The following is a 22513-nucleotide window of genomic DNA, read 5'->3' on the forward strand; positions in this document are numbered from 1 at the left end:
AAAAAGGACGTCTCAGAATTTGAGACGCCCTTTTTTCAATGATGCACAGCTCAAGCTGCCTGGTGGATGATGGACGGTCCAGAAAAATCAACACCTTAACCAAAAACCCAGGATTTAAAAGATTTTTATGCTTTAAATTTTTAACTTTGAGCTAAAAAGCTTTGAAACGTGAACTTTGTGTTTTTAATTTTAATCTTTGTGCTTTTAGATTGTTTAAAGTTCCTTTGTAATAAGACATGTTTAAGGTTTCAACTCGCACACATGCCTTGAAGCGCGAGCGATTTTTCGTTTTCCATTTTCGCTAGACCATGCATATTACATTAAGCTTGTACTTCAATAAAAGTTGTGGCATTTGATTCCGATAGCACAGCATCTACCTCTGATTCAAATTCCTCAATTCGACTATTTAATGCTTCAATTTTCTTTTTAACATTCATCGGATCAATTAACTCATATTCGTTTCTTTTCATAAATGTCTCTGTATGTAGTTTTACCTCTTCTGGAGATTGTTTATCTTTATTACCTAATATATTGATTAAATATGTTTCAAGCTTTGCAGGCAGCGCATCATTTTCTTTAGCGACCATATTGATTGCTGAACGGTATTGCTGCTGCATCACTTCTAATAATTTCTTTTCAAATTGAATAGACTGCTTGCGTTCTATTGCCTCTGCCACAGTCATTTCCTCTTTCCCTACAGTCACCTTTGTTTTAGCATTGGATTCTACCACTAAGGATTTAATACGGTTGCGGTAGTCAACTAAACCGACTACTTTATCGTATGAGGATTGCATCTGTTTTTCATATTCTTGAATCTCAACACCATTAATCTTGCTATTGCTTTTACGATTAGCTAAAACTGCACTAACTTCATTTGTTGCTGCTTCTATACGATGATTGAGCATCTTTAATTCTGTTAATGCCCGGTGAATGGATAACTTTTTATATTCAGTCATGTTTAAATTCTCCCTATAAATTGTAATCTAAGCGCAATATTCTTCTATTATATCCAGTTAGCGAATCAAAGTACAAATATTACCTTTATTTTAATATTTGATTTTATGATTCCTTATCTGTATAATATCAATCTAGGTGCCAAACCTAAGTGATAGGGACGGAACATCCTTATCACGCAAAAAACGCCAATACAGCACGGATTTGCTGGGCGTTTTTTGTTTTATGAGCGGGAAGATGAGCCCGCTCTTTTTCTTTGTAATTTCCTCTACCTGTTTTTTATCTATATTGGCGCAGATCGCTTATTTTTACTTCCACCAAATATCATTAACACGATGGCTACCACAAGTAATAGCATTGCCACTAATAATAAGAAGCTATAATTCTTCACATATTCTATATACACCCCGCCAAGAAACGGTCCTGTTAAACTTCCAATGCTTAGAGCAATACCACACAATAGATTTCCAGTAGGCAGTAATTCCTTCGGTGTTAAATCAGCCATATATGTAATCCCTAACGAGAACATCGAGCCTACCAATGTGCCTGTAAAGAAAAATGCGATGGCTACAGCAATTTGTGAATGCTCTAAAAAGCTTGCAATTCCAAAAATAACAGCTCCGCCAAAAGAGCCTATCATCAATACCCTCCTACGCCCAACCTTATCTCCTATTGCTCCCAGAGGCACCTGTGTTAAAATTCCTCCGAAAGTAAAGACGGATAAAATAATAGGAATCATACCAACCTCAAAACCTTTACGTAAAGCATAGACTGGGAACAAAGCATTTAAAGAAGATTCTAAAAACCCATAAACAAATGGACCTAAAAACGCAATCCATCCAAAAACAAAGGCCATTTTATAACGCTGCCAGCCTCTTGCATGTAAATCTCCCGTTAAACGCTCTGGTTTCTCATTTTTCAATAAAAATACAAACGACCATGCCAATAAGCACAGAATTGAGGAGACTATAAATGGCAATGCTTCTGTAATTTGAATAAGCTTTACCATTAACGGTCCGACTGCAAAACCTGTACTAAAGGACAAGCCGTAAATAGCCATGCCCTTTCCTAAGCTTTTATGATCTGCTGTGCTAGTAATCCACGTTTGTGTCGCATAATGCAATGCATGATCTCCTACCCCAATAAGTAATCGAAGGATAAACCAAAAGGTCACACTTTTCCATAGAGGAAATGCGAGGAGCGATAAAAACACCAATGCCCCACCTATTAAAATAATTGGTTTATAGCCCCATTTTCTTAGAGGCTGCTCAATAAACGGGGAGATTAATAAAGTTCCTATGTATAAACCTGTTGCATTCAATCCATTCAAAGCAGAGGATACACCATCCCGCTCGAAAATAATTGAAATTAGTGGTAATAGCATCCCTTGTGAAAAGCCCGATATTGAAACTATTAACACTAGAATGGCAAATCTTTTTTTGCTGTAATCTGAGAAGTACGTCATCATTTCCTCCAACATCAAGTCATTCTTCCAAAGAACAGCATACCAAAAAGCCTTAGCGCTCACCACATGTGATTTTACGCTAAGGCTTAACGAATACTAATTTTCATTTAATTGTATAAACACGAATTTCAGCATTTACTTTCGCCGAGAACTTGTTTAAACTCCCTCCTTTTCGAGTTAGAGTTCGAAAGATTGTGGTGATCACTCCTTTACGATTTCTTAATACAACTTTAACACAGGTATTCAATAATGTAAATATTCTGTCTATTGTTTTTTAAAATTAATCGTTAAGTCCTAGGTGTTTACCTAAACATTGAAATTCAGACCTAAATCAGCTACGATGAAGGGGATGAAATGAGGTGTACGAATGTCTAAGCCAATAACTGATAAAAAGCAGCAAGTGAATTACTTAAGAGAACGTCTTGAAATTTTTTTAGAAGTATTAGATGCAATTGATCCTGAAACAACTGAATTAGAGGACATTGATCGTTTAATACAAATGATGGATGATTTAGAAGACAAAATGGAGCAATTTAACGTTCGTGAACATTAGCCTGGGCATAAGAATAAGTTTAGCGCGAAAAATCATCGTTTGATTTCTCGCGCTTTTAGCCATCTAATGACAGTCCCAGTTATACAAAACCTTACTAAAATCCTTCTTTTGAAGCTCTTCCTCCGTGATAAAAAAATTCCCTACACCACAATCGCCCCACATTATATGATCACCGACACTGTCAATTTGTAGCAACAAAACCGTAGATTGTTGGTAATCCCCATATGCCCTTGGATCATCCTGTGTGAAAAATGGATACCCGCCAATTTTATGACCATCACCAGTTAATGTTTCGTAAAAGGCATCCTCTAGAGCATCATCTTCTATATTACCTAAAATACTTGCGTAATGGTCATCACTTCTAAAATCATCTATTGATAAAGGTTCATATGCGACCTCAAAGGTCAATGCCATCTCCTTTTCAACAGGAAAGTACATGTCATCCTTTTTCGCTTCAAGAAACGAAAAATCTTGAATTAATTGTGATGCATCATTGACAATCCGTTCATGATAAATAACACGAAAGCCTTTTTGGTTTTGACCATTACCAAAGTCCATTCCTAATACATCATCAAAGGAATCAATAAAAAACTGTAAAATTCCCTCCTCAGGGAATTTCGATAAATGATTAGGTACTTCTTCAAAATTAATTTGCGCTAATAATTTTAATGGCTGTCCATCAGAATTTTTAGGATATTCCATCGACAATGGAAAATATGGACTACCTGCAAACTTACTTTCAAATAACGATGTTTTTCGCATTGTTGTTTCAATATTTATAACCGGTTGTAATGTTTCTTCTATAGTTTTTCTATATACTTCAAATGCTTCAGGTAACATAAGAACACTCTTTTCAGACATAAAATTCCCTCCTAAAGTAGATTTATCCTTATTATAGAACAAATGTTCCTGTTTATCAATCTTATTCAAAGGGAAAAAATACTAGGTTAGTGCATTTCATATAAATAACCCGTTTCGTATGGTATTTGATTAGAGACTCAGATTTTTTGATCAGGTCCTCTAGGTTATTGATCACTTTAACCCCCTATTTGATCAGGTTCTCTTGAGATTTGATCACCTTCATCTTATTTTTGATCAGGTCTTCCTGAGTTTTGATCACCTTCACTCTTTTTTTGATCAGGTCCCCCTAATAATTGATCACCTTCATCTTATTTTTGATCAGGTTCCATAGATTGTCGATCACCTTCACCTTTTTTGATCAGGTTCCCAGATTGTTGATCACCTTCACCCTTTTTTGATCAGGTCCTCCTAATTGTTGTTCACCTTCACCCTCTTTTTTGATCAAATTCTCCAGGTTGTTAATCACATTCACCCTTTTCTTAATCAAATCCACCAGATTATTGATTACCTCCCCCTCCCTTTTTAATGACAACACCCTTTAATTCCTACCTCTAAAAGATGGGCTCTTTTTTTCATTAGTTGAAAAGAGTATAATGTAACGTGGAAATAATCAAATTTTCTATGGGGGGCAATACAAAAATGAATGTACAAACTTTGGAGAAAAGTCTATACAATTTAATTACTGAAACATCTACGAACCTACCGAAAGACGTGCGCCGTGCTATTAAAAAAGCCAAAGAAGCAGAGAATGCTGGCACACGTGCAGCAATGAGCTTAGACACAATTGCAAATAATATTATTATGGCTGAAGATAATGTATCACCTATCTGTCAGGATACAGGTCTACCAACATTTAAAGTCTACACTCCTGTAGGCGTTAATCAATTAGAAATTAAAGCTGCTATCAAAAAAGCAATCAATGATACATCAGCTGATGCAAAATTACGTCCGAATGCAGTTGATTCATTAACTGGTGCAAATAGTGGTAATAACCTTGGGGAAGGTTTACCTGTTATTAAATTTGAACAATGGGAAAATGACTACATTACGATTAAATTAATTCTTAAAGGTGGCGGCTGTGAAAACAAAAATATTCAATACAGCCTTCCTTGTGAACTAGATGGTCTTGGCCGTGCCGGTCGTGACTTAGATGGCATCCGTAAATGTATTTTACACTCTGTCTATCAAGCTCAAGGTCAGGGCTGTTCAGCTGGTTTCATCGGTGTAGGTATTGGTGGAGACCGTTCTTCTGGTTACGACTTAGCGAAAGAACAATTATTCCGTCATGTGGAAGATACAAATCCAAATGCTGATCTTGCCAAATTAGAAGAATATGTTGTAAAAACAGCTAACACATTTGGTATTGGCACAATGGGCTTTGGTGGAGAAGCAACATTACTTGGCTGTAAAATCGGGGTTATGCACCGTATCCCTGCATCATTCTACGTATCAGTCGCTTATAACTGCTGGGCTTATCGTCGTATGGCTGTGGACATTGACCCACAAACTGGTGAAATCATTAAATGGCACTATCAAGAAGGCGAAAAAATTACATTTAAAGATGAAGTTGCAGCAACGACAGAAGATACGACTACAGATGTAGTGGAACTTACTGCACCGATTACCGAGGAACAAATCCGTACTTTAAAGGTTGGAGATGTTGTATCTATTACTGGTCGTATGTATACAGGTCGCGATGCAATTCACCATCATTTAATGAGCCATGATGCACCTGTTGATTTAAATGGACAGGTCATTTACCACTGTGGTCCTGTTATGGCTAAAGACGAAGAAGGCAACTGGACAGTAAAAGCTGCTGGTCCAACTACTTCTATTCGTGAGGAGCCATATCAAGGTGACATCATGAAAAAATTCGGTATCCGTGCTGTTATTGGTAAGGGTGGTATGGGACCAAAAACACTTGCTGCATTACAAGAGCATGGCGGTGTATACTTAAACGCTATCGGTGGAGCGGCTCAATACTATGCTGACTGTATTAAAGGTGTAGACGGCGTTGATTTAATGGAATTTGGTGTACCAGAAGCTATGTGGCACTTAAATGTAGAGAACTTTACTGCTGTAGTTACAATGGACTCTCATGGTAACTCTTTACATGCTGATGTAGATAAATCATCTCTAGAAAAACTAGCTATGCATGCAGAAAGAGTATTCTAATAGTGAAGTGAAGCATCCGCTGCTGTAAAATTAACATCATATAATTCGAATGCAGTATTTCTCCAAAGGCGAGACATTTTACTGCACCAATTTGAAAGGCACAGAATATTCCTAGTGAATAGACTGTGCTTTTTTTTTTCTTAAAACTTCTGGCTTTCTTTTCCCAGAAACCTTTGTTATAATAATTCTAAATTAGAAAGGAGTTAAATGAAATTGTTTTTCATTTAAAAACTTTACTAAATCATTATATTATAAGGTTTTTGATATTGATTTTCATTATCAGGAGGGATCAGGATGGAATACTCTAATCGAGAAAATATAAATTTAATTGAGAAAATAAAGGAGCATGCTGAATTACTTGCTGCCCTTATAGCAGGCTTGTTTATCTTACTTGCATGGCGTTTAGATACTAGCGGGCAAACTACGGCATCTGTTATTTTATATATTGTTGCATTTTGTGTTGGGGGATTTGCTAAGGCAAAAGAGGGTATTGAAGAAACAATCGAAGATAAGAAATTAAATGTTGAATTACTAATGGTATTAGCAGCAATTGGTTCAGCAGCAATTGGTTATTGGACTGAAGGTGCCATCCTTATTTTCATATTCGCAGTAAGTGGTGCTCTCGAAACATATGCCATGAATAAAAGTAATCGAGAAATTTCGGCACTTATGAATTTACAACCTGAAGAGGCTTGGCTTGTACGTGGTGGCTTTGAACCGATGAAAGTCTCTGTCTCCACATTACAAATCGGAGATCATCTACTTATAAAACCTGGTGAACGAGTACCCGCAGATGGCTTCATATTTAAAGGGCAATCTTCTATCGATGAATCAGCAATTAGTGGCGAACCACTTCCAGTTGCAAAACGTGAAGGCGATGAAGTATTTGCAGGTACGGTTAACTTAAATGGCGCTATTACAATGGAAATGACAAAGCCAAATTCAGAAACATTGTTCCAAAAAATTATTCAGCTTGTACAAAGTGCTCAAAGTGAGAAATCTCCTTCCCAACAGTTTATTGAAAAATTTGAAGGGACTTACGTAAAATTCGTTTTACTTAGCGTTGCGTTAATGATGTTCTTACCTCACTTTTTACTAGATTGGGATTGGACAACAACATTCTACCGCGCAATGGTGCTATTAGTAGTTGCATCACCATGTGCTCTCGTAGCAGCTATTATGCCTGCTACTTTAGCTGCTATTTCAAATGGTGCCAAAAACGGCATCCTATTTAAAGGCGGCTTACATTTAGAGCACTTAAGTGTATTACGTGCAGTAGCAGTTGATAAAACAGGAACATTAACACAGGGGAAACCTGTTGTGACCGACTTTATTGTTCGTGAAGGCGTAGAACGAGAAGAGGCATTGTCTGTCCTAGCGGGAATCGAATCACAATCAAATCATCCGCTAGCACAAGCAATCACTTCCTTTGCTAAAGCCGAGGGAGTAACCATCTCCTCTCAAGTGACTATTAAGGATATTCCAGGTTGGGGTATAAAGGGTTATGTAAATGATATGGAGTATCTCGTTGGAAAACCTGATTTTGTGGGCACAGAAGAAGCAAATTCCTTTGCAGATGGAGCTACAGCAAAATTAGCCACAGAGGGTAAAACCGTTATTTTCATTCGTGATAAAGATGGTATTGTCGCATTAACAGCCCTTAAGGATACTGTTCGTGATGAAGCAAAAAAAGCTGTCGCATTACTTAAAGAGCTTGGTATTAATGTCATCATGCTAACAGGAGACAATGAGAAAACAGCCAAGGCAATTGCTAAAGAATCGGGTGTAACTGAATATGTTGCAGAATGCCTTCCTGAAACAAAAGTTACTGAGATGAAACGACTACTTTCGCAGCACCAATTTGTAGGAATGGTCGGGGATGGCATTAATGATGCACCAGCATTAGCAACAGCCACTACAGGTATCGCAATGGGAGAAGGCACGGATGTAGCCTTAGAAACCGCAGATGTCGTCCTTATGAAAAATGATTTATCGAAAATTGCTTATGCAGTACGCTTATCACGTAAAATGCAGCGTATCGTCAAACAAAATATCTTTTTCTCTATTGGCATTATCGTATTATTAATTGCCTCAAACTTTTTACAAGTTGTTGATTTACCATTAGGTGTAATTGGACATGAGGGTAGTACCATTTTAGTTATTCTAAATGGCTTACGCATGCTTAATAAAAATGTTTAAACGAATAGCCTCGTAATCACTTTTGTGATACGAGGCTGTTTTCATGCTAGCTATCCATTAGGGTATTTTGTTTGAGATATTCCTTTTGTAAAGCCTTTTTCTGCATTGTCGCATTGAGAACTCCACCAAAAATCAATATAATACCTGTGAAATATAACCAGAGCATTAAAATAATAACTCCACCAATACTTCCATATGTAGCAGAATAATTTGCAAAATTACTAATATAAAACGAGAAAGCATACGTAACAGCTAACCAAGCAAAGGTTGAAAACAAGGCTCCTGGCCAAACGCCCATTAACCTCAAGCGCGGACTTGTATTAGGAACAAATCTGTAGATTGCCATTAATACAAGAAAAATTAATAGAGGTGGCATCGACCATCGTAACCTATGCCATATTGTTTCAAACTGCTCCTCAATACCAACAATAGAAAATAGGAAATGTCCAATTTGCTGTCCAAATACAGGTAATAGAAGTGCTACAGCGAATACAAAAACAAGGGCTATCGTGAAAATAAGAGACAGTCCTCGATCCAGTATACTCCCCCTACTCTCTTCTGTCTCATAAGCCTTATTTAACGCTCGAATCAATGCATTAATGCCTTTGGAGGCAGACCATAATGTGCCCAATACCCCAATGGATAATAAACTACTATTACGATTGTTTAAAATTTCGTTTAATGTATTCTCGATCAGTCTATATACTTCATCTGGCATGACATTCACTAAAAATGAATACACCTGTGTCGTTTCTAAATTTAAATATGGTAGTAAAGTGACTAGGAAAATCAGTAGTGGGAAGAAAGATAGTAAAAAGAAATAAGCCAACTGGGCAGCAAGAGCTGATATATCAACCCGTTGTAAGCGTAGTAATAAATCTTGCAGAAAGCCCCTAGAGGTCGTCATATCTACACTATCCTCATCTGGCTTAACAAATGATTTCACCACACCAATTGCTGTATGTATGGATGTTTTATTCTTTTCCATACAATTCCCCTCCTATCAGACAAGCTATTCTTTATGAGGTAAAGAAAAGGCTGATTTTGTATCATTAATCATTTCCTGAATTGTGGAAGGTAGCTCCTTAAATTCATCCACTTTTTCAGCTATTGTGTTGACATTTTCTGATACACTTTCACAAAGTACTTTAGCTGCCAATACCTTTTCCTCAACTAAAACCTGTAATTCATCGCGATTAGCCGCATAATACGAAATCGCTTCCTTCATCTTTTGTGTAGTAGCTATTGTTTTTTCGCGAGTAGTACGATCAAGCATACTTAACGCAGCACCAACTACTGCACCTGCTACAACAGAAATTAATAATTTACTTTGACCCATAATAAAAACCCCCTGCGTTTGTGTAAATGTATATTCCCTAAAATTTCTTCAGTAAACAATAAACAAGCTTACAGCCATTATCTAGAATTGATTTTCATTCCCACTAAGCATTTTCCTTAGATGCATTCAGCTTCATAATCACCTTATCCTACTCCTTAGAGCCAATAAACGACTTACTGCCCTTATTCTACCCAATAACAGTCTATTTTTAAAGCAATGCCCAAATACAGTGTTGACATTTTTTTTATTCAATGAAATGATATGTGCGAGGATGACGAAAGGAAGGTTTCAAAAATGGATTTATCGGTACCGTCAAAAGAGAACGTTATTTATATGGTTGACCAAATGAAAGACAAGCTACGTATGGTAAATGTTGATGCCATGAAATCAGAAAACTTTGATGAAGCAAATTATGAAGACTTAGTTTATTTATACGAAATGGTGATGAAACGGGAATCCTTTAGCCCAAGTGAGATGCAGGCAATTGTTGCTGAATTAGGATCGTTACGCAAATAATAATTTTTAGAGAGAAAAAGCTATTAGCAAAGGACCAAAGCCTTTTGCCAATAGCTTTTTTCTAATGTGTACTTTTTGCTTCTGAACCATCCTCAGTAACAAATGGTAATATTAATACTTCAACTCGGCGGTTTTTCGCACGCCCTTCTGCAGTATCATTTGGCGCAATAGCTCTGTTTTCGCCGTAGCCTTTAAAACTGAAATTTGTAGGATCTAACTTCGAATTGCTGATCAGTAAAATATTAAGGAAGTTTATTGCTCGCATTCCCGATAATTCAAAGTTAGAGGAGAAGGCAGGTCCAGCTGGAACATTATCAGTATGACCAGTAATAACTATATTACGCGCTGGATCCGATACTAATACGTCCGCAAGCTCCTTAGCAATCGGTTTATATTCTGGTTTAATGGTTGCTTTACCTGAATCGAATAGTATACTATCACGAATTGTTACAAGCAGACCTTCATCCGTCATTTCTGTTGCAAATTGACCTTCCATCTCATGAACAGCAATAAAATTTTCAACACTATCTTTAATTTCCGCTAGCTCCTGCTGATCCTTTAAATAGGCAGAATTCTGTTGTATTTGTTGTGGCGTTTTATCACTTTCTGCATTCGGAGTTTCTACTGGCGAAGGCTGCTCTAAAAAGCTTGTACCGCCATCGAATACCTGATTAAAAACTGCTGACATTCTTTGCAATTTCTCTTGATCTACGGAACTTGATGCAAATAGTATGATAAACACAGCTAATAGCAGCGTTAAAATATCTGCATATGGTACTAACCAGGACTCATCAATATGATCCTCATGCTTTTTTTTCTTAGCTTTCTTTGCCAAGGCCACCCGCCCCGCTTTCACCCGAAATTTGACGACGTTCTTCCATCGTTAAATAAGAAGCAAGTTTTTGTTCAATAACACGTGGAGCCTCCCCTTCTAAAACCGAAAGAATCCCCTCAATCATCATTCTTTTTTGCTTAACTTCTACAGCAGATTTACGTTTAAGCTTATTTGCAAATGGATGCCATAAAACATAACCTGTAAAAATACCTAATAATGTAGCCATGAAGGCAGCGGAAATAGCGTGCCCCAGCTTTTCGATATCATTCATATCTGCGAGTGCGGCGATTAACCCTACTACCGCACCAAGTACCCCTAAAGTCGGGGCATATGTACCTGCTTGAGTAAAAATTGCAGAACCACTAGCATGACGTTCTTCCATTGCTTCAACCTCTTCCGTTAAAACATCACGGATATAGTCAGCATTTTGCCCATCAATTGCTAATGTAAGCCCATTTTTCAAAAATGGATCTTCAATCTCTGAAGCCTTACTTTCGAGTGCCAATAATCCTTCACGACGAGCTAAATCTGCCCATTGTGAAAACATCTTAATAATCTCTATATCATCCGCTAATTTAGTTTCTTTAAAAAGAATTTTAAATAGCTTTGGTACTCGCTTCAATTCCTTCATAGGGAAGGCGATTGTTACAGCGGAAATAGTACCGAAGATGATAATTAGAATGGCTGCTGGGTTATAAAACGCACTTAAGCTTACTCCCTTTAGCACCATCCCTGTTAATAGCGCTATAAACGCAAGTATTAACCCTACAATCGACGATATATCCATTCTAGAACCTCCAAATCTACTATTAATGTTATTTTCGTCTATTTTCCATATTTTTAAATATATAATATAGTATAAATGTATTTCACTAATTTTTCGATGTAATAAATGCTTTTTATTCACTTTAAAGTCATATTTGATTATATTGAATTAAGAATAGTACACTAAATTGTCTTTTTTAGGAAGGAGCTAAGAATTTGTTATCATCTTTTAACACAAAATTACTAAAATATGCCGAATTAGCTGTGAAAGTAGGAGTAAATATCCAAAAAAATCAGTACCTCTATATAAGCTGTTCGACCGATAATTTAAAACTAGCACAAATAATTACTAAATCAGCCTATGAAAATGGTGCAAAACAGGTATTTGTTGATTTATCTGACGATGAGCTTGTACGTACTCGCTACGAAAAGGCCCCAAAAGACTCATTTGATTTTTTCCCACCATGGAAAGTACAGGAGCGCGAATGGCTTGCAGAGAACGGGGCTGCCTTTTTAAGCATTACTTCTCATAATCCCGACTTATTAAAGGGTATCGAGCACAAAAGAATTATGAATTTCCAAAAAGCCTCAGGAAAAGCATTAGCTAATTATTATAGTTGGTTACAGGCAGATAAATTCAGTTGGACAGTTATTGCCGCTCCCTCAAAACAATGGGCAGCAAAGGTATTTCCTCATTTGTCAGAAGACCAACAAATGAATGCTCTATGGGAAGCGATTTTTGACGCTACACGTATCAATCTCGAAGATCCAGTTGCTGCTTGGTTAGAGCATGATCAGCAATTACATAGCAAAGCTGATTATCTAACTAGCAAACAATATAAAGCGTTGCACTATTTGGCGCCAGGCACAGATTTGACGATTGACTTACCGTCAAAGCATGTATGGACGGGCGGAAGTAGTGAAAACATACAAGGGCAAACTTTTATGGCAAATATGCCGACTGAGGAAATTTTTACTGCACCTCTTAAAACAGGTGTAAACGGTTATGTATCAAGTACAAAGCCTTTGAGCTATGGCGGAAATATTATTAATAATTTCAAGCTAACATTCAAGGATGGCCGAATTGTTGACATAGAAGCTGAACAGGGCAAGGAAATTTTAACCTCTCTTATCGAAACAGATGAGGGTGCACATTATCTTGGTGAAATAGCATTAGTGGCACATAAATCACCTATTTCACAATCTGGTTTATTATTTTACAATACATTATTCGATGAAAATGCCTCTAATCATTTAGCTATAGGTAATGCCTATGCCTTTTGCATTGAGGGCGGCAAAGAAATGTCCTCTGAAGAATTACTTGCAAAGGGACTTAATCATAGTTTGACACATGTGGACTTTATGATTGGCTCTGAGCAAATGAATATAGATGGTATCACTAAGGATGAACAAAAAGAACCTATTTTCCACAATGGTAACTGGGCAATTTAAGTAATTCATTCCTACTAATTTTTTTCTAGGCAAGGTATGTTATTGATGTCATAAATTATCCTTAGATTTTCCTAGTAACCTATTGTATAATTAATTTAGATAATATACTTGATTATTTCTAGTAAGGAGGAACTTTTATCATGTTTTTAACGACTGTACTAGGCTTTTCAGCCGTTTTATTAATTGCTACAGGATTCTTCATCCATTATCTACAAGTTGGTTTAGATTCTAAATCTTCAGTAACTGTAGATCCAAAACCAAAAGAAAAATATTAATATCATAAAAAACAGCTACATTCTAGTAGCTGTTTTTTTATGAACGTTTCTTTCGATTCGCTAAATAATTTACTAAACTTCTTTCTTTTTCGTAAAAATTGCGTGAATATTGTCATTATTATTTGCATATTTAAAGATTTGCTCTAAAATATTTTTGTAGGGAAGGGAGCAAACTTTCATGACAATGTTACAAGATATTCTAAAATTTAATGTAGATTTTGTTCAAGAAAAAAAATATGAGCCTTTTATTACAACTAAGTATCCTGATAAACGCATCGTTGTCTTATCTTGTATGGATACTCGTCTTGTAGAGCTATTACCTAAAGCGATGAATTTACGCAATGGTGATGTAAAAATCGTTAAAAGTGCAGGCGCATTAGTTAGTCATCCTTTTGGTGCAATTATGCGTAGTTTACTTGTAGCGGTTTATGAGCTACAAGCAGATGAGGTGTACGTTGTTGGGCATTATGACTGTGGTATGAGTGCAGTTGATCCTGAAGCAATGCTTAGCAAAATGGTGAATCGCGGAATTAGCCCAGAAACTATTAAGATGATGGAATACTCTGGTCTAGATTTAAAGGAATTTTTACGAGGCTTTGGCGACGTAGCGACAAGTGTAAAGAAAAGTGTTGATACTATTCGCAATCACCCTTTAATGGTGAAGGATGTTCCTGTCCATGGATTAGTCATTGATCCAAATACAGGTCGACTTGATTTAATCGAAGATGGTAGTCTTTATCAAGGCTAAACACCATTCTGACATCCAAGCAAAGAATCAATAGTCAATGCAGATAAAAAGAGTCTATCCTTCATTGTTTGAAAGATAGACTCTTCTCTTATTCATCCTCTAAACAGGCATACATGTAATGATCTACCCATTGACCATTAATATACAAAAGCTTCCTTAATAATCCCTCACGGTGAAATCCTGATTTTTCCAGCACTCGAATAGAAGCATTATTTTGTGTTGACACATAGGCCTCTACACGATGTAAGCCTATTTGGTCAAACGCAAAACGTACGACCATTTTAACAGCCTCTGTTACAATCCCTTTCCCAATATAAATCTCATCCATCGCATAGCCAACAAAAGCACTTGAGTAAGGTAATCGTTTGACTGCGTAAAGCGCAATATGCCCAATTAAATTATTAGTACCTAGCTCGTAAATACCAAAAGTAAATTCTCTTTTCGAATCCATTAAGTATAGGCTTTCTTGAATTTTTTTATATTGAGCATCAACTGTATAATATTCAGGTCGTTGTAACGGCTCGTATGTAGACCAAAAGTATTTATTACGACTTACGAGACCAGTTAAACTTTGTGCATCTTTTTCTTGGAATGTGCGAATGTAGCATTTCTCTCCTTGAATTGATACCACATTTCCACCCTTTTTCCTTAATAAATTCCAAATTTTAAGCACCATTTCTCCACACTAGCCTTCCGATAATTGTCTTACTTGGTACATGCTCTACTCAAAAATAAGTTAGTCACTTTATTGTATGTAAAAAAAGATGCTGCTACAACTAAAACAGCTCGTCTTGTTTGCACAGCATCTTACCATTATTATTTTGTTTTCTTCTTTTTCGATTTATCATTTAGTATTTCAAGGCTTGAAGATTCCTCATCTTCTAACTGAGCCTTGTCTAAAACATTTGTTAAATGAAGGCCCCGCTTTTGTGCTTCTCGTTCAATATGCGCGATTGTTTCTTGAAGCACCTGCACACGTGCATATTTTTTATCGTCTCCTGCAACTAAAATCCATGGCGCATTCTTTTTGTCTGTTTTCTCAAACATATCATTCGCTGCTTCTACATACTGAGGCGTCTTTTCGCGATTACGCCAATCTTCTTCTGTTAATTTCCAAGACTTATAAGGGTTTTGCTCACGTTCAGTAAAACGTTTGAGCTGCTCTTCATCTGAGACATGAAGCCAAAACTTAATAATTATGTAATCCCCTGCCGTTAAGATCTTTTCAAAGTTATTAATTTCCTCATAAGCTCGAGACCATTCATCCTTTGTTGCAAAGCCTTCAATTCGTTCCACTAAAACTCGTCCATACCAGGAACGATCAAAAATAGCGATTTGCCCATGCTGTGGAAGCTTTCTCCAAAATCGCTGTAAATAGTTGTAGCGTAGTTCATGGGGCTGAGGAGCAGAAATCGGATGTACCACATAGCCTCGCGGATCAACACGTTCAATTAGACGTTTGATGGCCCCTCCCTTACCTGCTGCATCCATACCTTCAAATACTAAAATTAGCCCAATTTTATTTTTTAATAAAAATTGTTGTGCATTTAACATTTCATATTGGAGTACTTTTAATTTCTTTTTATACATTTTTTTATCGAGTTCAATAGATAAATCTAAATCGGTTAAATTTTGAGCCATTAAATTTCACTCCTTCTATTTGGATTAATCCTATTGTACTAAAGAAACATTTAGATGCCTATACAAATGGTAAATTGTAGATAATTTTAGCAAAACAACGCGATACATTGTTGGGAATTTCCGTTATAATGGGAAGAGTGCAGTCCTATACTTATTTGTCTTTTCCCTATACAATTTAATATGAAGGGAGAGGAAAACATGCCTCAATTTTTTTTGATGACAATCACTTATATTGTCTCAGTCATCCTAACCTTTTCATCCTTTTTCATGAAAATAAATGGTCAATCTTCGTTAGACATCTCTAATCGTTTTCCTGTTGTATTTGCACCTTTTAATGTCAGTCATGTAATTTGGATCGTCATTTATATGTTACTTGGTTATTGGTTAGTCATGAATTTTAAAAAGACAACAATTAAACAGACTGTTCTTTTTAGCAGCATATGTATATTGCAGATTTCCACGGTAATCGTGTGGCATCAGGAGTTATTTATCGCATCTCTTGGCAGTACATTACTTTTAGTCTTCTGTTTGTTTTCGCTGTACAATACATATCCTCTTTGCGACAAGTCATTGACAGGACGCATCCCTTTCTCTATTTACTATGCATGGTCGACATTTATGTTGATGACAGATACAAGCTTTACATTAACAGCTTATGGATGGAACGGCTTTGGTCTTAGCAATCCTCTATGGGCAGTCATTTTATTGACAGTTGGTGTTGCCATCGCATTACATATGCGCTTCCATCATTTCGATATTATGTATCCATCTGTTTTTATTTGGGCTTATATTGGAATCGCGTTACATAATGGTTTTGAAGAGCTACTTGTAACAACAGCTGCTTTATTTTTATGTGGTGTACTATTAGTCGGTATACTTTTCATAAAAAAAAATCCTGCCCCCCAAAAATAATTGGGTAGCAGGATTTTTATTATGCCTCATCTAATGAAGTTAGAATAATTGGTTTGTCTTTTGTCACAATGATCGAATGTTCGATTTGGGCAACTAGTGATTTATCTGGTGTAACAAATGTCCAGCCATCACCAGCTTCAACAATATGCTCTGCCTTTGCCGAGATAAAAGGCTCAACCGCAAGTACCATGCCCTCTTTCATAATGGTAGAATCCCATGCATCATAATAGTTTAAAATATGATTTGGCTCATCATGTAAGGAACGACCTAAGCCATGACCTGTTAAGTTCATAATCACCGTTAAGTCATTGGCATATGCTTCTCGCTCAACAGCTTTTCCAATTTGATTTAATTTTGACCCAGCTTTTACTTTTGTCATTGCACGATCGAAGGCACTTTTTGCCACACGACATAGTTTTTCTTTATCCTCATAGCCTGCACCCACGACAAATGAAATTCCAGTATCTGCAAAGTAGCCATTTAATGAACCAGATACATCAATATTGACAATGTCTCCCTCTTGAATTACGCGTTTTCCGGGAATACCGTGAGCTACTTCCTCGTTGACACTGATACATGTATATCCTGGGAAGTCATATTCTCCTTTAGGTCCAGAAATTGCACCTGCCTCAGAAAACATACGACCGGCAATTTCATCGAGTTCAAGTGTTGTTACACCAGGTTTTGTCGCAGCCTTCATTGCTTCACGAATTTCGGCACAAATACGACCGATTTTTTTAAAGGCTTCAATCTCTTCTTGTGTTTTTACAATCATTTATAACGTCCCTTTCATCTAATATCTACACTTTAATATAACATAACTTGTTTGACATAAAACGCTAAACGCTTTAAATATTGTATGCCCTCATAAATTGCAAAGTGCTGAAATGTAACAATATTTCTACAGCGAGTAAAACTTATAATAGCCAAATCCTAAATACGATACAAAAAACCCTCCACTACTGTGAAGGGTAGAGTATTTATGATTTTCGTTGCATTAATTGTGGTGCTGCTGTAAATAATAGAACACCGACAATGGCAGTTAAAACTGTTGCTGGTAGCATATATGTTCCATTATAAATGATTGAATAAATCCATGCATTTTGATCGCCAGCATACTCTGAGAAAAATACTGCGCCAGCAACGGTATGTGCTGCATAGCGTAAAAAACCTGCCAATACAGTTCCTACAATAATATATAGCGCCATTTTCGTTTTGTTTAGATTATTTGCAGCCTCAAGCACTGGTCGACGTACAATTGCGACCAAGCCGACTACCGTAAAGGCAACGCCATAATCGAGTAAGCCCTGAAGCCAATGTACAATTGTAGGACCAAACATTGTTTGCATAACACCAATAAGAAAGCCCGTTGTCAGTCCAGGCAAAAGCCCCCAACGGAAGGCTATTAAAATTATTGGTACCATCACTAGACTAACAGAGCCACCTTGTGCCCATACTTTAAAGGAAATCTGATCTAGCACAAGACCAATTGCTGCAAATATCGCAATCTCCACAAGCATTAAAAGTCTTTTTTTGTCCATTTTATTCTCTCCTTTGTTCCGATGTAGGATACAAGAGCAGGAATAGAAATCAAATTACTTTTTGACTCTATCTGGCAAAAAAAAAACAATGCCAGGACAGAGCCTCACATCGTACAAGTGTCGGTTTCTATCCACATCCCTACGCAAGTGTTAACTTACAGGTTCAAAGAGTTAAGGCATTACGTGCCTAGTCTCAGCTGACATCATCAGCTCCCCTTGTGGTCGTTACATCTTTTTTATTTGAACAACCTCATTGTACGCAAATACGGATATGATTACAACTCTAATTTCACAATATTTTTTGAAACTTTGCTGTTTTTCATGCGTAAATATTAAAAAAGGAGGTACAACTATGGAGAACCAAAAAATTTTATCTGCCTTTAGTTATCTTAGCGTTTTTTTCGCACCCTTTATTGTGCCGTTAATTGTTTACTTTGTTTCTAAAGATAGTGACGTAAAAAGACACTCTATTCGAGCACTTATTTCGCATTTAATCCCAGTTGTATTTGGTATCATCTTCTTTGCTGTTTTTGTCTTCTCAACTATATCCTTTAACACTTTTGACCCAGAATCAGGTAGTAATACATTTATAATCGTTTGGTTTGCATCATTTGCCATTTACTTACTCGTCTCACTAGGGATTGTTATTTGGAATATCGTGCAAGCGGTTCGTGTTATTCGTTAATGTTTCATTTCTAACATAAAAAGGTAGAACTAATAGTAAAAGGAGCTGTTATTTTATGAAAGTATCTAAAGTTGTCAAAACCGCCGTAAAATTAGCACCTATCGTTATACCCATTGTAAAAAAGGTAATTGCTGCGAAGAAAGGAGCCCCTTATTCTTCCAAAGACAGCTATAAAAAATAATCTAAACTCATTTTAAGGTAAATATCTAAATTAAAAATCTGCTCTCTTTTACTGGTAAGCGTCAATCCAATCCCTTAGGATTTGAAACGCTTACTTTTTTTATTGCAGATTCTTTTTTTGCCTTCATAACTGTATTCTTATACTTGGTATAGCAGATTTATATTAAAATAGGGTTTAGCACTACAGATGAGGGGTTGTTTAAAATAAATAGCGAAAAACAATTAATGAGCTTGGTTAATGCAGCACAGGTCCTAACTTCAACACTCGATATTAACCAAGTATTAGAAAAACTGATGAGTGAGGTGCTGCATGTAATTGAAGGTGCTGATGCAGGGGTATTGTTTATGTTGAATACAGAAACTAATCGTCTTGTAGCCAAGCATGCCATTGGCTATGACCTGGCTTATTTAAAAAAGATTCACCTTGCCTCCAATGAAGGGATGACTGGAAAGGTATTTTCCCAAAAACAAGCGTTTAGATTCCACTCTAGCAGCGATGTTACAGAAAGCATGGCGGATTTATTTCCACAGTATGAAGAAAACTATACAAAAGCAGTTGGTAATTTTTCTTACCCCAAAAGTGCTGTTTGTGCTCCACTTCTTGATAAAAGTAACTCATGCATAGGGGTATTAACAATCGTCAATTTTTCAGGAGATACACAGTTTGAAAATAGCGATTTAACGATGTTACAAGCATTTGCAAACCAATCCTCAATTGCGATTGAAAATGCAAAATTATTTACTCAAAACGAACGCTCTAAACGTATTTATAATGCGTTAACACAGGTTTCCTTAACACGTGGTCGTCTAAGCGATATGATTGATACGCTTGCATCATTACTAGGTCAGTCTGTAGCTATTATGACAGATTTTTACGATTTACTTATCGCATCTTCTCCTACAGCTAAGTTTGCTACTGATATTTTAAAAGAACAAACATCAATGCATCTTGATAAAGTTGTACAGCACTGTATACGACATCAAGTATACATACCAATCAAAGATGAAACGTATGTAAGTTATTTGTTTCCTATTCATACAGAGCGGGGTGTTATAGGAGTACTATTAATCGTTATGAATCATCATTTACAGATGGACCCTTTAGATTTATTTGCAGTGGAGCAGGCAAGTGCACTATTTGCCTTACAGTTAGCAGAGGAGGAAAAGGAGCTAGAAAATTCCTTTAAATATGATGGATATTTGCTACAACAGCTTTTAAGCTCAAATTTCAATGCCTTTTATAAACGTCAAGAAATTCATCAAACTTCTCATTACTTATGTGCTACCCTACAACTTGATGGGAGTTCATATCATGTTGCTCAAACTAAAAAAATGCAGCACCAATTTAGTAAACTTCTATATCGTTTAACTCGCTTATTTTCCTTACCAGTTTTTATCTCGGAGCATGATTTGCACTATCATTTTTTATTTATGAACAATTTGCGAGTTTCAGTCGAACAGTTTAAAGAGCGTATTCAATATTTTTTTGTACTCCTCGAAAAGGACTCAACAAAGTACAATTCACTAGCGTTTATAGTTGGTCTCGGAAGACACTTTGACACAATTGAAAACATTTTCAGTTCATATCGGGACTCCACAAAGTGTATTGACTATTTGCAGACACTAGAACAGGCACCATTCATCATATCCTATGATAAGCTTGGACCTTATACACTTTTTTTAAATAATGACCCACAGGAAATGGCTGAGTATGTGGGACTGAAGCTTGGCCCAATTATTGAATATGATAATCAACATAAAACCGATTTATTATATACACTAAAGCTATTTTTTGAACATAATCAAAATCGGAAAAAAACAGCCGAGGCATGCTTTGTACACCTAAACACCATTAAATATAGACTCCAGACGATTTTTTCATTAATAGAGATTGACGAGCAAAATGGGAAAACTATGTTCGAATTAAATCTTGCAATTTATATGTTTTCTTACTTACAAAATATGAAATTAGCCAAAACAGACAAAGGATAGTTCTTATCTTTGTCTGTTTTTACATAGTATTTTCATAGTATTCATTGTTATACTAAACCCTACTTGTTGAATTTTCAGAATATTTTTATTAAGCAGGAGGGCTGTCTAAGTATGGAAATATGGAGTTTATTTACAATTATTGCGTCACTGGCTTTATTAATATTTTTAGCATTACGTGGCTTCAGTATCATTATTATTGCGCCAGTAGCCAGTTTAATCGTCATCATTTTAAATCAAATGCCTATTTTAGAGTCATTACAAGGCAACTATATGAGCGGGTTTATAAATTTTATGAAAAACTACTACCTCATCTTCTTATTTGCCGCAATTTTCGGAAAATTTATGGAAGAAAGTGGTGCTGCACGTTCAATAGCTGAAAAACTTTTAAATATTATGGGTCGTCATAGTAAATTTAACGCGCTAATGGCAGTCGTTATTATTTGTGCTTTTTTAACATTAGGTGGCATTAATACATACGTTGTAATTTTCGCCATTTTACCTATTGCTAAACCATTATTTAAGGCTATGAATATACCTTGGCATTTATTTACAGGAGCATTTTTCTTCGGAATGGCAACATTTACAATGACCATGCTACCTGGTTCACCATCTGTACAAAATATCATTCCAACAAAATATTTAGATACAACAGCTACTGCAGCACCTGTTGTTGGAATTGTTGCTACAATCACCATTATTCTTTTTAATTGCTTCTATTTAAAAAGACAATTATCTAAAACAGAGGCACGTGGTGAAACATATGAAAATATGAAAAATCCTGAAAAACAAGATTCAAAAGCATTTGAGGCAAGTGTGAAAAGATATCCGCCATTTATCTTAAGTATTTTGCCACCTATCTTCTTAATTGTTACGTTAAACGTTTTTAAGGTTGATATCCTTTATACATTGATGCTTACTGTGCTTCTTTCTATTATGATTTTTTGGAAATACATAGACAACAAGCTACAAGCAATTAATGTGGGTGCAACAAATACCGTTCTACCAATTGTCAATACAAGTGCTGATGTCGGGTACGGTACAGTTATTGCAGCAACTGCAGGCTTTGGTGTCATTACAGAAATGCTTGCCAACATACCTGGAAGTCCTTTAATTTCTCTTTATGTTGCTATTGCAGCACTTGCAGGGATTACAGGTACTGCCTCTGGTGGACTTGGAATTGCGATGGAAACACTTGCTCAGACCTATTTAGATTTAGGGGTTGATCCAGAGGCACTTCATCGCGTTGCGACAATTGCCTCCGGTAGTTTAGATTCATTACCGCACAATGGTGCCGTTATTACGGTATTGGCTGTTATAGGATTAACACATAAAGATGCCTACAAACATATATTTTTTGTTTCAGTACTTGGGCCCATTATTGCAGCAATACCTGCATTAATTACTGCGATCATACTTTATTCTTAG

General features: G+C 36.3%; 23 protein-coding genes and 1 riboswitch. Of the genes, 12 read left to right on the plus strand and 11 right to left on the minus strand.

What is annotated here, in order from left to right; all coding sequences use genetic code 11:
* Positions 1–320: 320 nt before the first annotated feature.
* Together QNH24_RS22485 and QNH24_RS22490 are read right to left on the minus strand one after the other, a co-directional pair.
* Positions 321–956: a hypothetical protein gene (locus tag QNH24_RS22485; RefSeq protein ID WP_283869621.1), complete on the minus strand. Its 636-nt coding sequence runs from the start codon at positions 954–956 to the stop codon at positions 321–323.
* Between the two features lie 281 nt (positions 957–1237).
* Entirely contained in the window at positions 1238–2419 is a 1182-nt protein-coding gene (locus QNH24_RS22490; protein WP_283934516.1) for an MFS transporter, read from the minus strand.
* A 367-nt stretch (positions 2420–2786) separates the two neighbouring features.
* Here QNH24_RS22490 and QNH24_RS22495 point away from each other — a divergent pair, with 367 nt between their 5' ends.
* Positions 2787–2972 (plus strand): SE1561 family protein, encoded by a 186-nt coding sequence (locus QNH24_RS22495; RefSeq protein ID WP_054771972.1) that lies wholly within the window; start codon positions 2787–2789, stop codon positions 2970–2972.
* Positions 2973–3035: 63 nt separating this feature from the next.
* Here QNH24_RS22495 and QNH24_RS22500 read toward each other — a convergent pair whose 3' ends face one another.
* Positions 3036–3833, minus strand: coding sequence for a YwqG family protein (locus tag QNH24_RS22500; protein WP_283869623.1), 798 nt, complete (start codon positions 3831–3833; stop codon positions 3036–3038).
* A 639-nt stretch (positions 3834–4472) separates the two neighbouring features.
* Here QNH24_RS22500 and QNH24_RS22505 point away from each other — a divergent pair.
* Positions 4473–6008, plus strand: coding sequence for a fumarate hydratase (locus tag QNH24_RS22505; RefSeq protein ID WP_283869625.1), 1536 nt, complete (start codon positions 4473–4475; stop codon positions 6006–6008).
* A gap of 294 nt (positions 6009–6302) precedes the next feature.
* On the plus strand, positions 6303–8207 hold the full coding sequence (locus QNH24_RS22510; protein WP_283869626.1) for a heavy metal translocating P-type ATPase: 1905 nt from the start codon (positions 6303–6305) through the stop codon (positions 8205–8207).
* A 46-nt stretch (positions 8208–8253) separates the two neighbouring features.
* Here the strand turns inward: QNH24_RS22510 and QNH24_RS22515 are convergent, their stop codons facing one another.
* Both QNH24_RS22515 and QNH24_RS22520 read right to left on the minus strand, forming a co-directional pair.
* A complete protein-coding gene (locus QNH24_RS22515; protein WP_054771973.1) occupies positions 8254–9195 on the minus strand; it encodes a YihY/virulence factor BrkB family protein in 942 nt (313 codons plus the stop codon).
* A gap of 24 nt (positions 9196–9219) precedes the next feature.
* Positions 9220–9546 (minus strand): YtxH domain-containing protein, encoded by a 327-nt coding sequence (locus QNH24_RS22520; RefSeq protein WP_283869627.1) that lies wholly within the window; start codon positions 9544–9546, stop codon positions 9220–9222.
* A 294-nt stretch (positions 9547–9840) separates the two neighbouring features.
* On the opposite strand from QNH24_RS22520, the gene QNH24_RS22525 reads away from it, so the two are divergent.
* Complete coding sequence (locus QNH24_RS22525; protein WP_283869628.1) at positions 9841–10062, plus strand: DUF1128 domain-containing protein; 222 nt, start codon at positions 9841–9843, stop codon at positions 10060–10062.
* A 61-nt stretch (positions 10063–10123) separates the two neighbouring features.
* Here QNH24_RS22525 and motB read toward each other — a convergent pair whose 3' ends face one another.
* The gene (motB, locus tag QNH24_RS22530) at positions 10124–10897 is read right to left on the minus strand and encodes a flagellar motor protein MotB (protein WP_283869629.1); all 774 of its coding nucleotides are present in this window, start codon (positions 10895–10897) and stop codon (positions 10124–10126) included.
* Positions 10881–11684, minus strand: coding sequence for a flagellar motor stator protein MotA (gene motA, locus QNH24_RS22535; protein WP_283869630.1), 804 nt, complete (start codon positions 11682–11684; stop codon positions 10881–10883). Before motA ends, motB begins: the two co-directional genes overlap by 17 nt.
* Positions 11685–11878: 194 nt before the next feature.
* Between motA and QNH24_RS22540 the strand changes: the two genes are divergently transcribed.
* From QNH24_RS22540 to QNH24_RS22550, 3 genes are all read left to right on the plus strand, one after another.
* Positions 11879–13114 (plus strand): aminopeptidase, encoded by a 1236-nt coding sequence (locus QNH24_RS22540; protein ID WP_283869631.1) that lies wholly within the window; start codon positions 11879–11881, stop codon positions 13112–13114.
* A 140-nt stretch (positions 13115–13254) separates the two neighbouring features.
* On the plus strand, positions 13255–13389 hold the full coding sequence (locus QNH24_RS22545) for a hypothetical protein (RefSeq protein ID WP_283869632.1): 135 nt from the start codon (positions 13255–13257) through the stop codon (positions 13387–13389).
* Between the two features lie 178 nt (positions 13390–13567).
* Complete coding sequence (locus QNH24_RS22550) at positions 13568–14137, plus strand: beta-class carbonic anhydrase (RefSeq protein WP_054771975.1); 570 nt, start codon at positions 13568–13570, stop codon at positions 14135–14137.
* A gap of 88 nt (positions 14138–14225) precedes the next feature.
* On the opposite strand, the gene QNH24_RS22555 is transcribed toward QNH24_RS22550, so the two are convergent.
* Together QNH24_RS22555 and QNH24_RS22560 are read right to left on the minus strand one after the other, a co-directional pair.
* The gene (locus QNH24_RS22555) at positions 14226–14813 is read right to left on the minus strand and encodes a GNAT family N-acetyltransferase (protein WP_283869633.1); all 588 of its coding nucleotides are present in this window, start codon (positions 14811–14813) and stop codon (positions 14226–14228) included.
* 140 nt (positions 14814–14953) lie between these two features.
* The gene (locus QNH24_RS22560; protein ID WP_283869634.1) at positions 14954–15778 is read right to left on the minus strand and encodes a polyphosphate kinase 2 family protein; all 825 of its coding nucleotides are present in this window, start codon (positions 15776–15778) and stop codon (positions 14954–14956) included.
* Positions 15779–15976: 198 nt separating this feature from the next.
* Between QNH24_RS22560 and QNH24_RS22565 the strand changes: the two genes are divergently transcribed.
* Entirely contained in the window at positions 15977–16690 is a 714-nt protein-coding gene (locus tag QNH24_RS22565; RefSeq protein WP_283869635.1) for a TspO-related membrane protein, read from the plus strand.
* Between the two features lie 19 nt (positions 16691–16709).
* Here QNH24_RS22565 and map read toward each other — a convergent pair whose 3' ends face one another.
* Positions 16710–17465 carry a type I methionyl aminopeptidase gene (gene map, locus QNH24_RS22570; protein WP_283869636.1) on the minus strand — a complete coding sequence of 252 codons (756 nt, stop codon included), beginning with the start codon at positions 17463–17465 and terminating at the stop codon, positions 16710–16712.
* 205 nt (positions 17466–17670) lie between these two features.
* Positions 17671–18231: an energy-coupled thiamine transporter ThiT gene (gene thiT, locus QNH24_RS22575; RefSeq protein ID WP_283869637.1), complete on the minus strand. Its 561-nt coding sequence runs from the start codon at positions 18229–18231 to the stop codon at positions 17671–17673.
* 119 nt (positions 18232–18350) lie between these two features.
* A riboswitch (TPP riboswitch) is annotated at positions 18351–18458 on the minus strand.
* Between the two features lie 125 nt (positions 18459–18583).
* Between thiT and QNH24_RS22580 the strand changes: the two genes are divergently transcribed.
* From QNH24_RS22580 to QNH24_RS22595, 4 genes are all read left to right on the plus strand, one after another.
* A complete protein-coding gene (locus QNH24_RS22580) occupies positions 18584–18916 on the plus strand; it encodes a magnetosome magnetite crystal formation protein family (RefSeq protein WP_283869638.1) in 333 nt (110 codons plus the stop codon).
* 55 nt (positions 18917–18971) lie between these two features.
* Positions 18972–19097, plus strand: coding sequence for a hypothetical protein (locus QNH24_RS22585; RefSeq protein WP_283869639.1), 126 nt, complete (start codon positions 18972–18974; stop codon positions 19095–19097).
* 194 nt (positions 19098–19291) lie between these two features.
* On the plus strand, positions 19292–21088 hold the full coding sequence (locus QNH24_RS22590; protein ID WP_283869640.1) for a helix-turn-helix domain-containing protein: 1797 nt from the start codon (positions 19292–19294) through the stop codon (positions 21086–21088).
* Positions 21089–21199: 111 nt separating this feature from the next.
* On the plus strand, positions 21200–22513 hold the full coding sequence (locus tag QNH24_RS22595) for a GntP family permease (RefSeq protein WP_283869641.1): 1314 nt from the start codon (positions 21200–21202) through the stop codon (positions 22511–22513).

Source organism: Lysinibacillus pakistanensis, assembly GCF_030123245.1.
In the GTDB taxonomy this organism is placed as follows: domain Bacteria; phylum Bacillota; class Bacilli; order Bacillales_A; family Planococcaceae; genus Lysinibacillus; species Lysinibacillus pakistanensis.

What these genes read in the sequence shown, in the direction of transcription:
- QNH24_RS22485 (WP_283869621.1), bottom strand. Translation starts at nt 956, where the DNA reads ATGACTGAATATAAAAAGTTATCCATTCACCGGGCATTAACAGAATTA.
- QNH24_RS22490 (WP_283934516.1), bottom strand. Translation starts at nt 2,419, where the DNA reads ATGACGTACTTCTCAGATTACAGCAAAAAAAGATTTGCCATTCTAGTG.
- QNH24_RS22495 (WP_054771972.1), top strand. Translation starts at nt 2,787, where the DNA reads ATGTCTAAGCCAATAACTGATAAAAAGCAGCAAGTGAATTACTTAAGA.
- QNH24_RS22500 (WP_283869623.1), bottom strand. Translation starts at nt 3,833, where the DNA reads ATGTCTGAAAAGAGTGTTCTTATGTTACCTGAAGCATTTGAAGTATAT.
- QNH24_RS22505 (WP_283869625.1), top strand. Translation starts at nt 4,473, where the DNA reads ATGAATGTACAAACTTTGGAGAAAAGTCTATACAATTTAATTACTGAA.
- QNH24_RS22510 (WP_283869626.1), top strand. Translation starts at nt 6,303, where the DNA reads ATGGAATACTCTAATCGAGAAAATATAAATTTAATTGAGAAAATAAAG.
- QNH24_RS22515 (WP_054771973.1), bottom strand. Translation starts at nt 9,195, where the DNA reads ATGGAAAAGAATAAAACATCCATACATACAGCAATTGGTGTGGTGAAA.
- QNH24_RS22520 (WP_283869627.1), bottom strand. Translation starts at nt 9,546, where the DNA reads ATGGGTCAAAGTAAATTATTAATTTCTGTTGTAGCAGGTGCAGTAGTT.
- QNH24_RS22525 (WP_283869628.1), top strand. Translation starts at nt 9,841, where the DNA reads ATGGATTTATCGGTACCGTCAAAAGAGAACGTTATTTATATGGTTGAC.
- motA (WP_283869630.1), bottom strand. Translation starts at nt 11,684, where the DNA reads ATGGATATATCGTCGATTGTAGGGTTAATACTTGCGTTTATAGCGCTA.
- QNH24_RS22545 (WP_283869632.1), top strand. Translation starts at nt 13,255, where the DNA reads ATGTTTTTAACGACTGTACTAGGCTTTTCAGCCGTTTTATTAATTGCT.
- QNH24_RS22550 (WP_054771975.1), top strand. Translation starts at nt 13,568, where the DNA reads ATGACAATGTTACAAGATATTCTAAAATTTAATGTAGATTTTGTTCAA.
- QNH24_RS22555 (WP_283869633.1), bottom strand. Translation starts at nt 14,813, where the DNA reads ATGGTGCTTAAAATTTGGAATTTATTAAGGAAAAAGGGTGGAAATGTG.
- QNH24_RS22560 (WP_283869634.1), bottom strand. Translation starts at nt 15,778, where the DNA reads ATGGCTCAAAATTTAACCGATTTAGATTTATCTATTGAACTCGATAAA.
- QNH24_RS22565 (WP_283869635.1), top strand. Translation starts at nt 15,977, where the DNA reads ATGCCTCAATTTTTTTTGATGACAATCACTTATATTGTCTCAGTCATC.
- map (WP_283869636.1), bottom strand. Translation starts at nt 17,465, where the DNA reads ATGATTGTAAAAACACAAGAAGAGATTGAAGCCTTTAAAAAAATCGGT.
- thiT (WP_283869637.1), bottom strand. Translation starts at nt 18,231, where the DNA reads ATGGACAAAAAAAGACTTTTAATGCTTGTGGAGATTGCGATATTTGCA.
- QNH24_RS22580 (WP_283869638.1), top strand. Translation starts at nt 18,584, where the DNA reads ATGGAGAACCAAAAAATTTTATCTGCCTTTAGTTATCTTAGCGTTTTT.
- QNH24_RS22585 (WP_283869639.1), top strand. Translation starts at nt 18,972, where the DNA reads ATGAAAGTATCTAAAGTTGTCAAAACCGCCGTAAAATTAGCACCTATC.
- QNH24_RS22595 (WP_283869641.1), top strand. Translation starts at nt 21,200, where the DNA reads ATGGAAATATGGAGTTTATTTACAATTATTGCGTCACTGGCTTTATTA.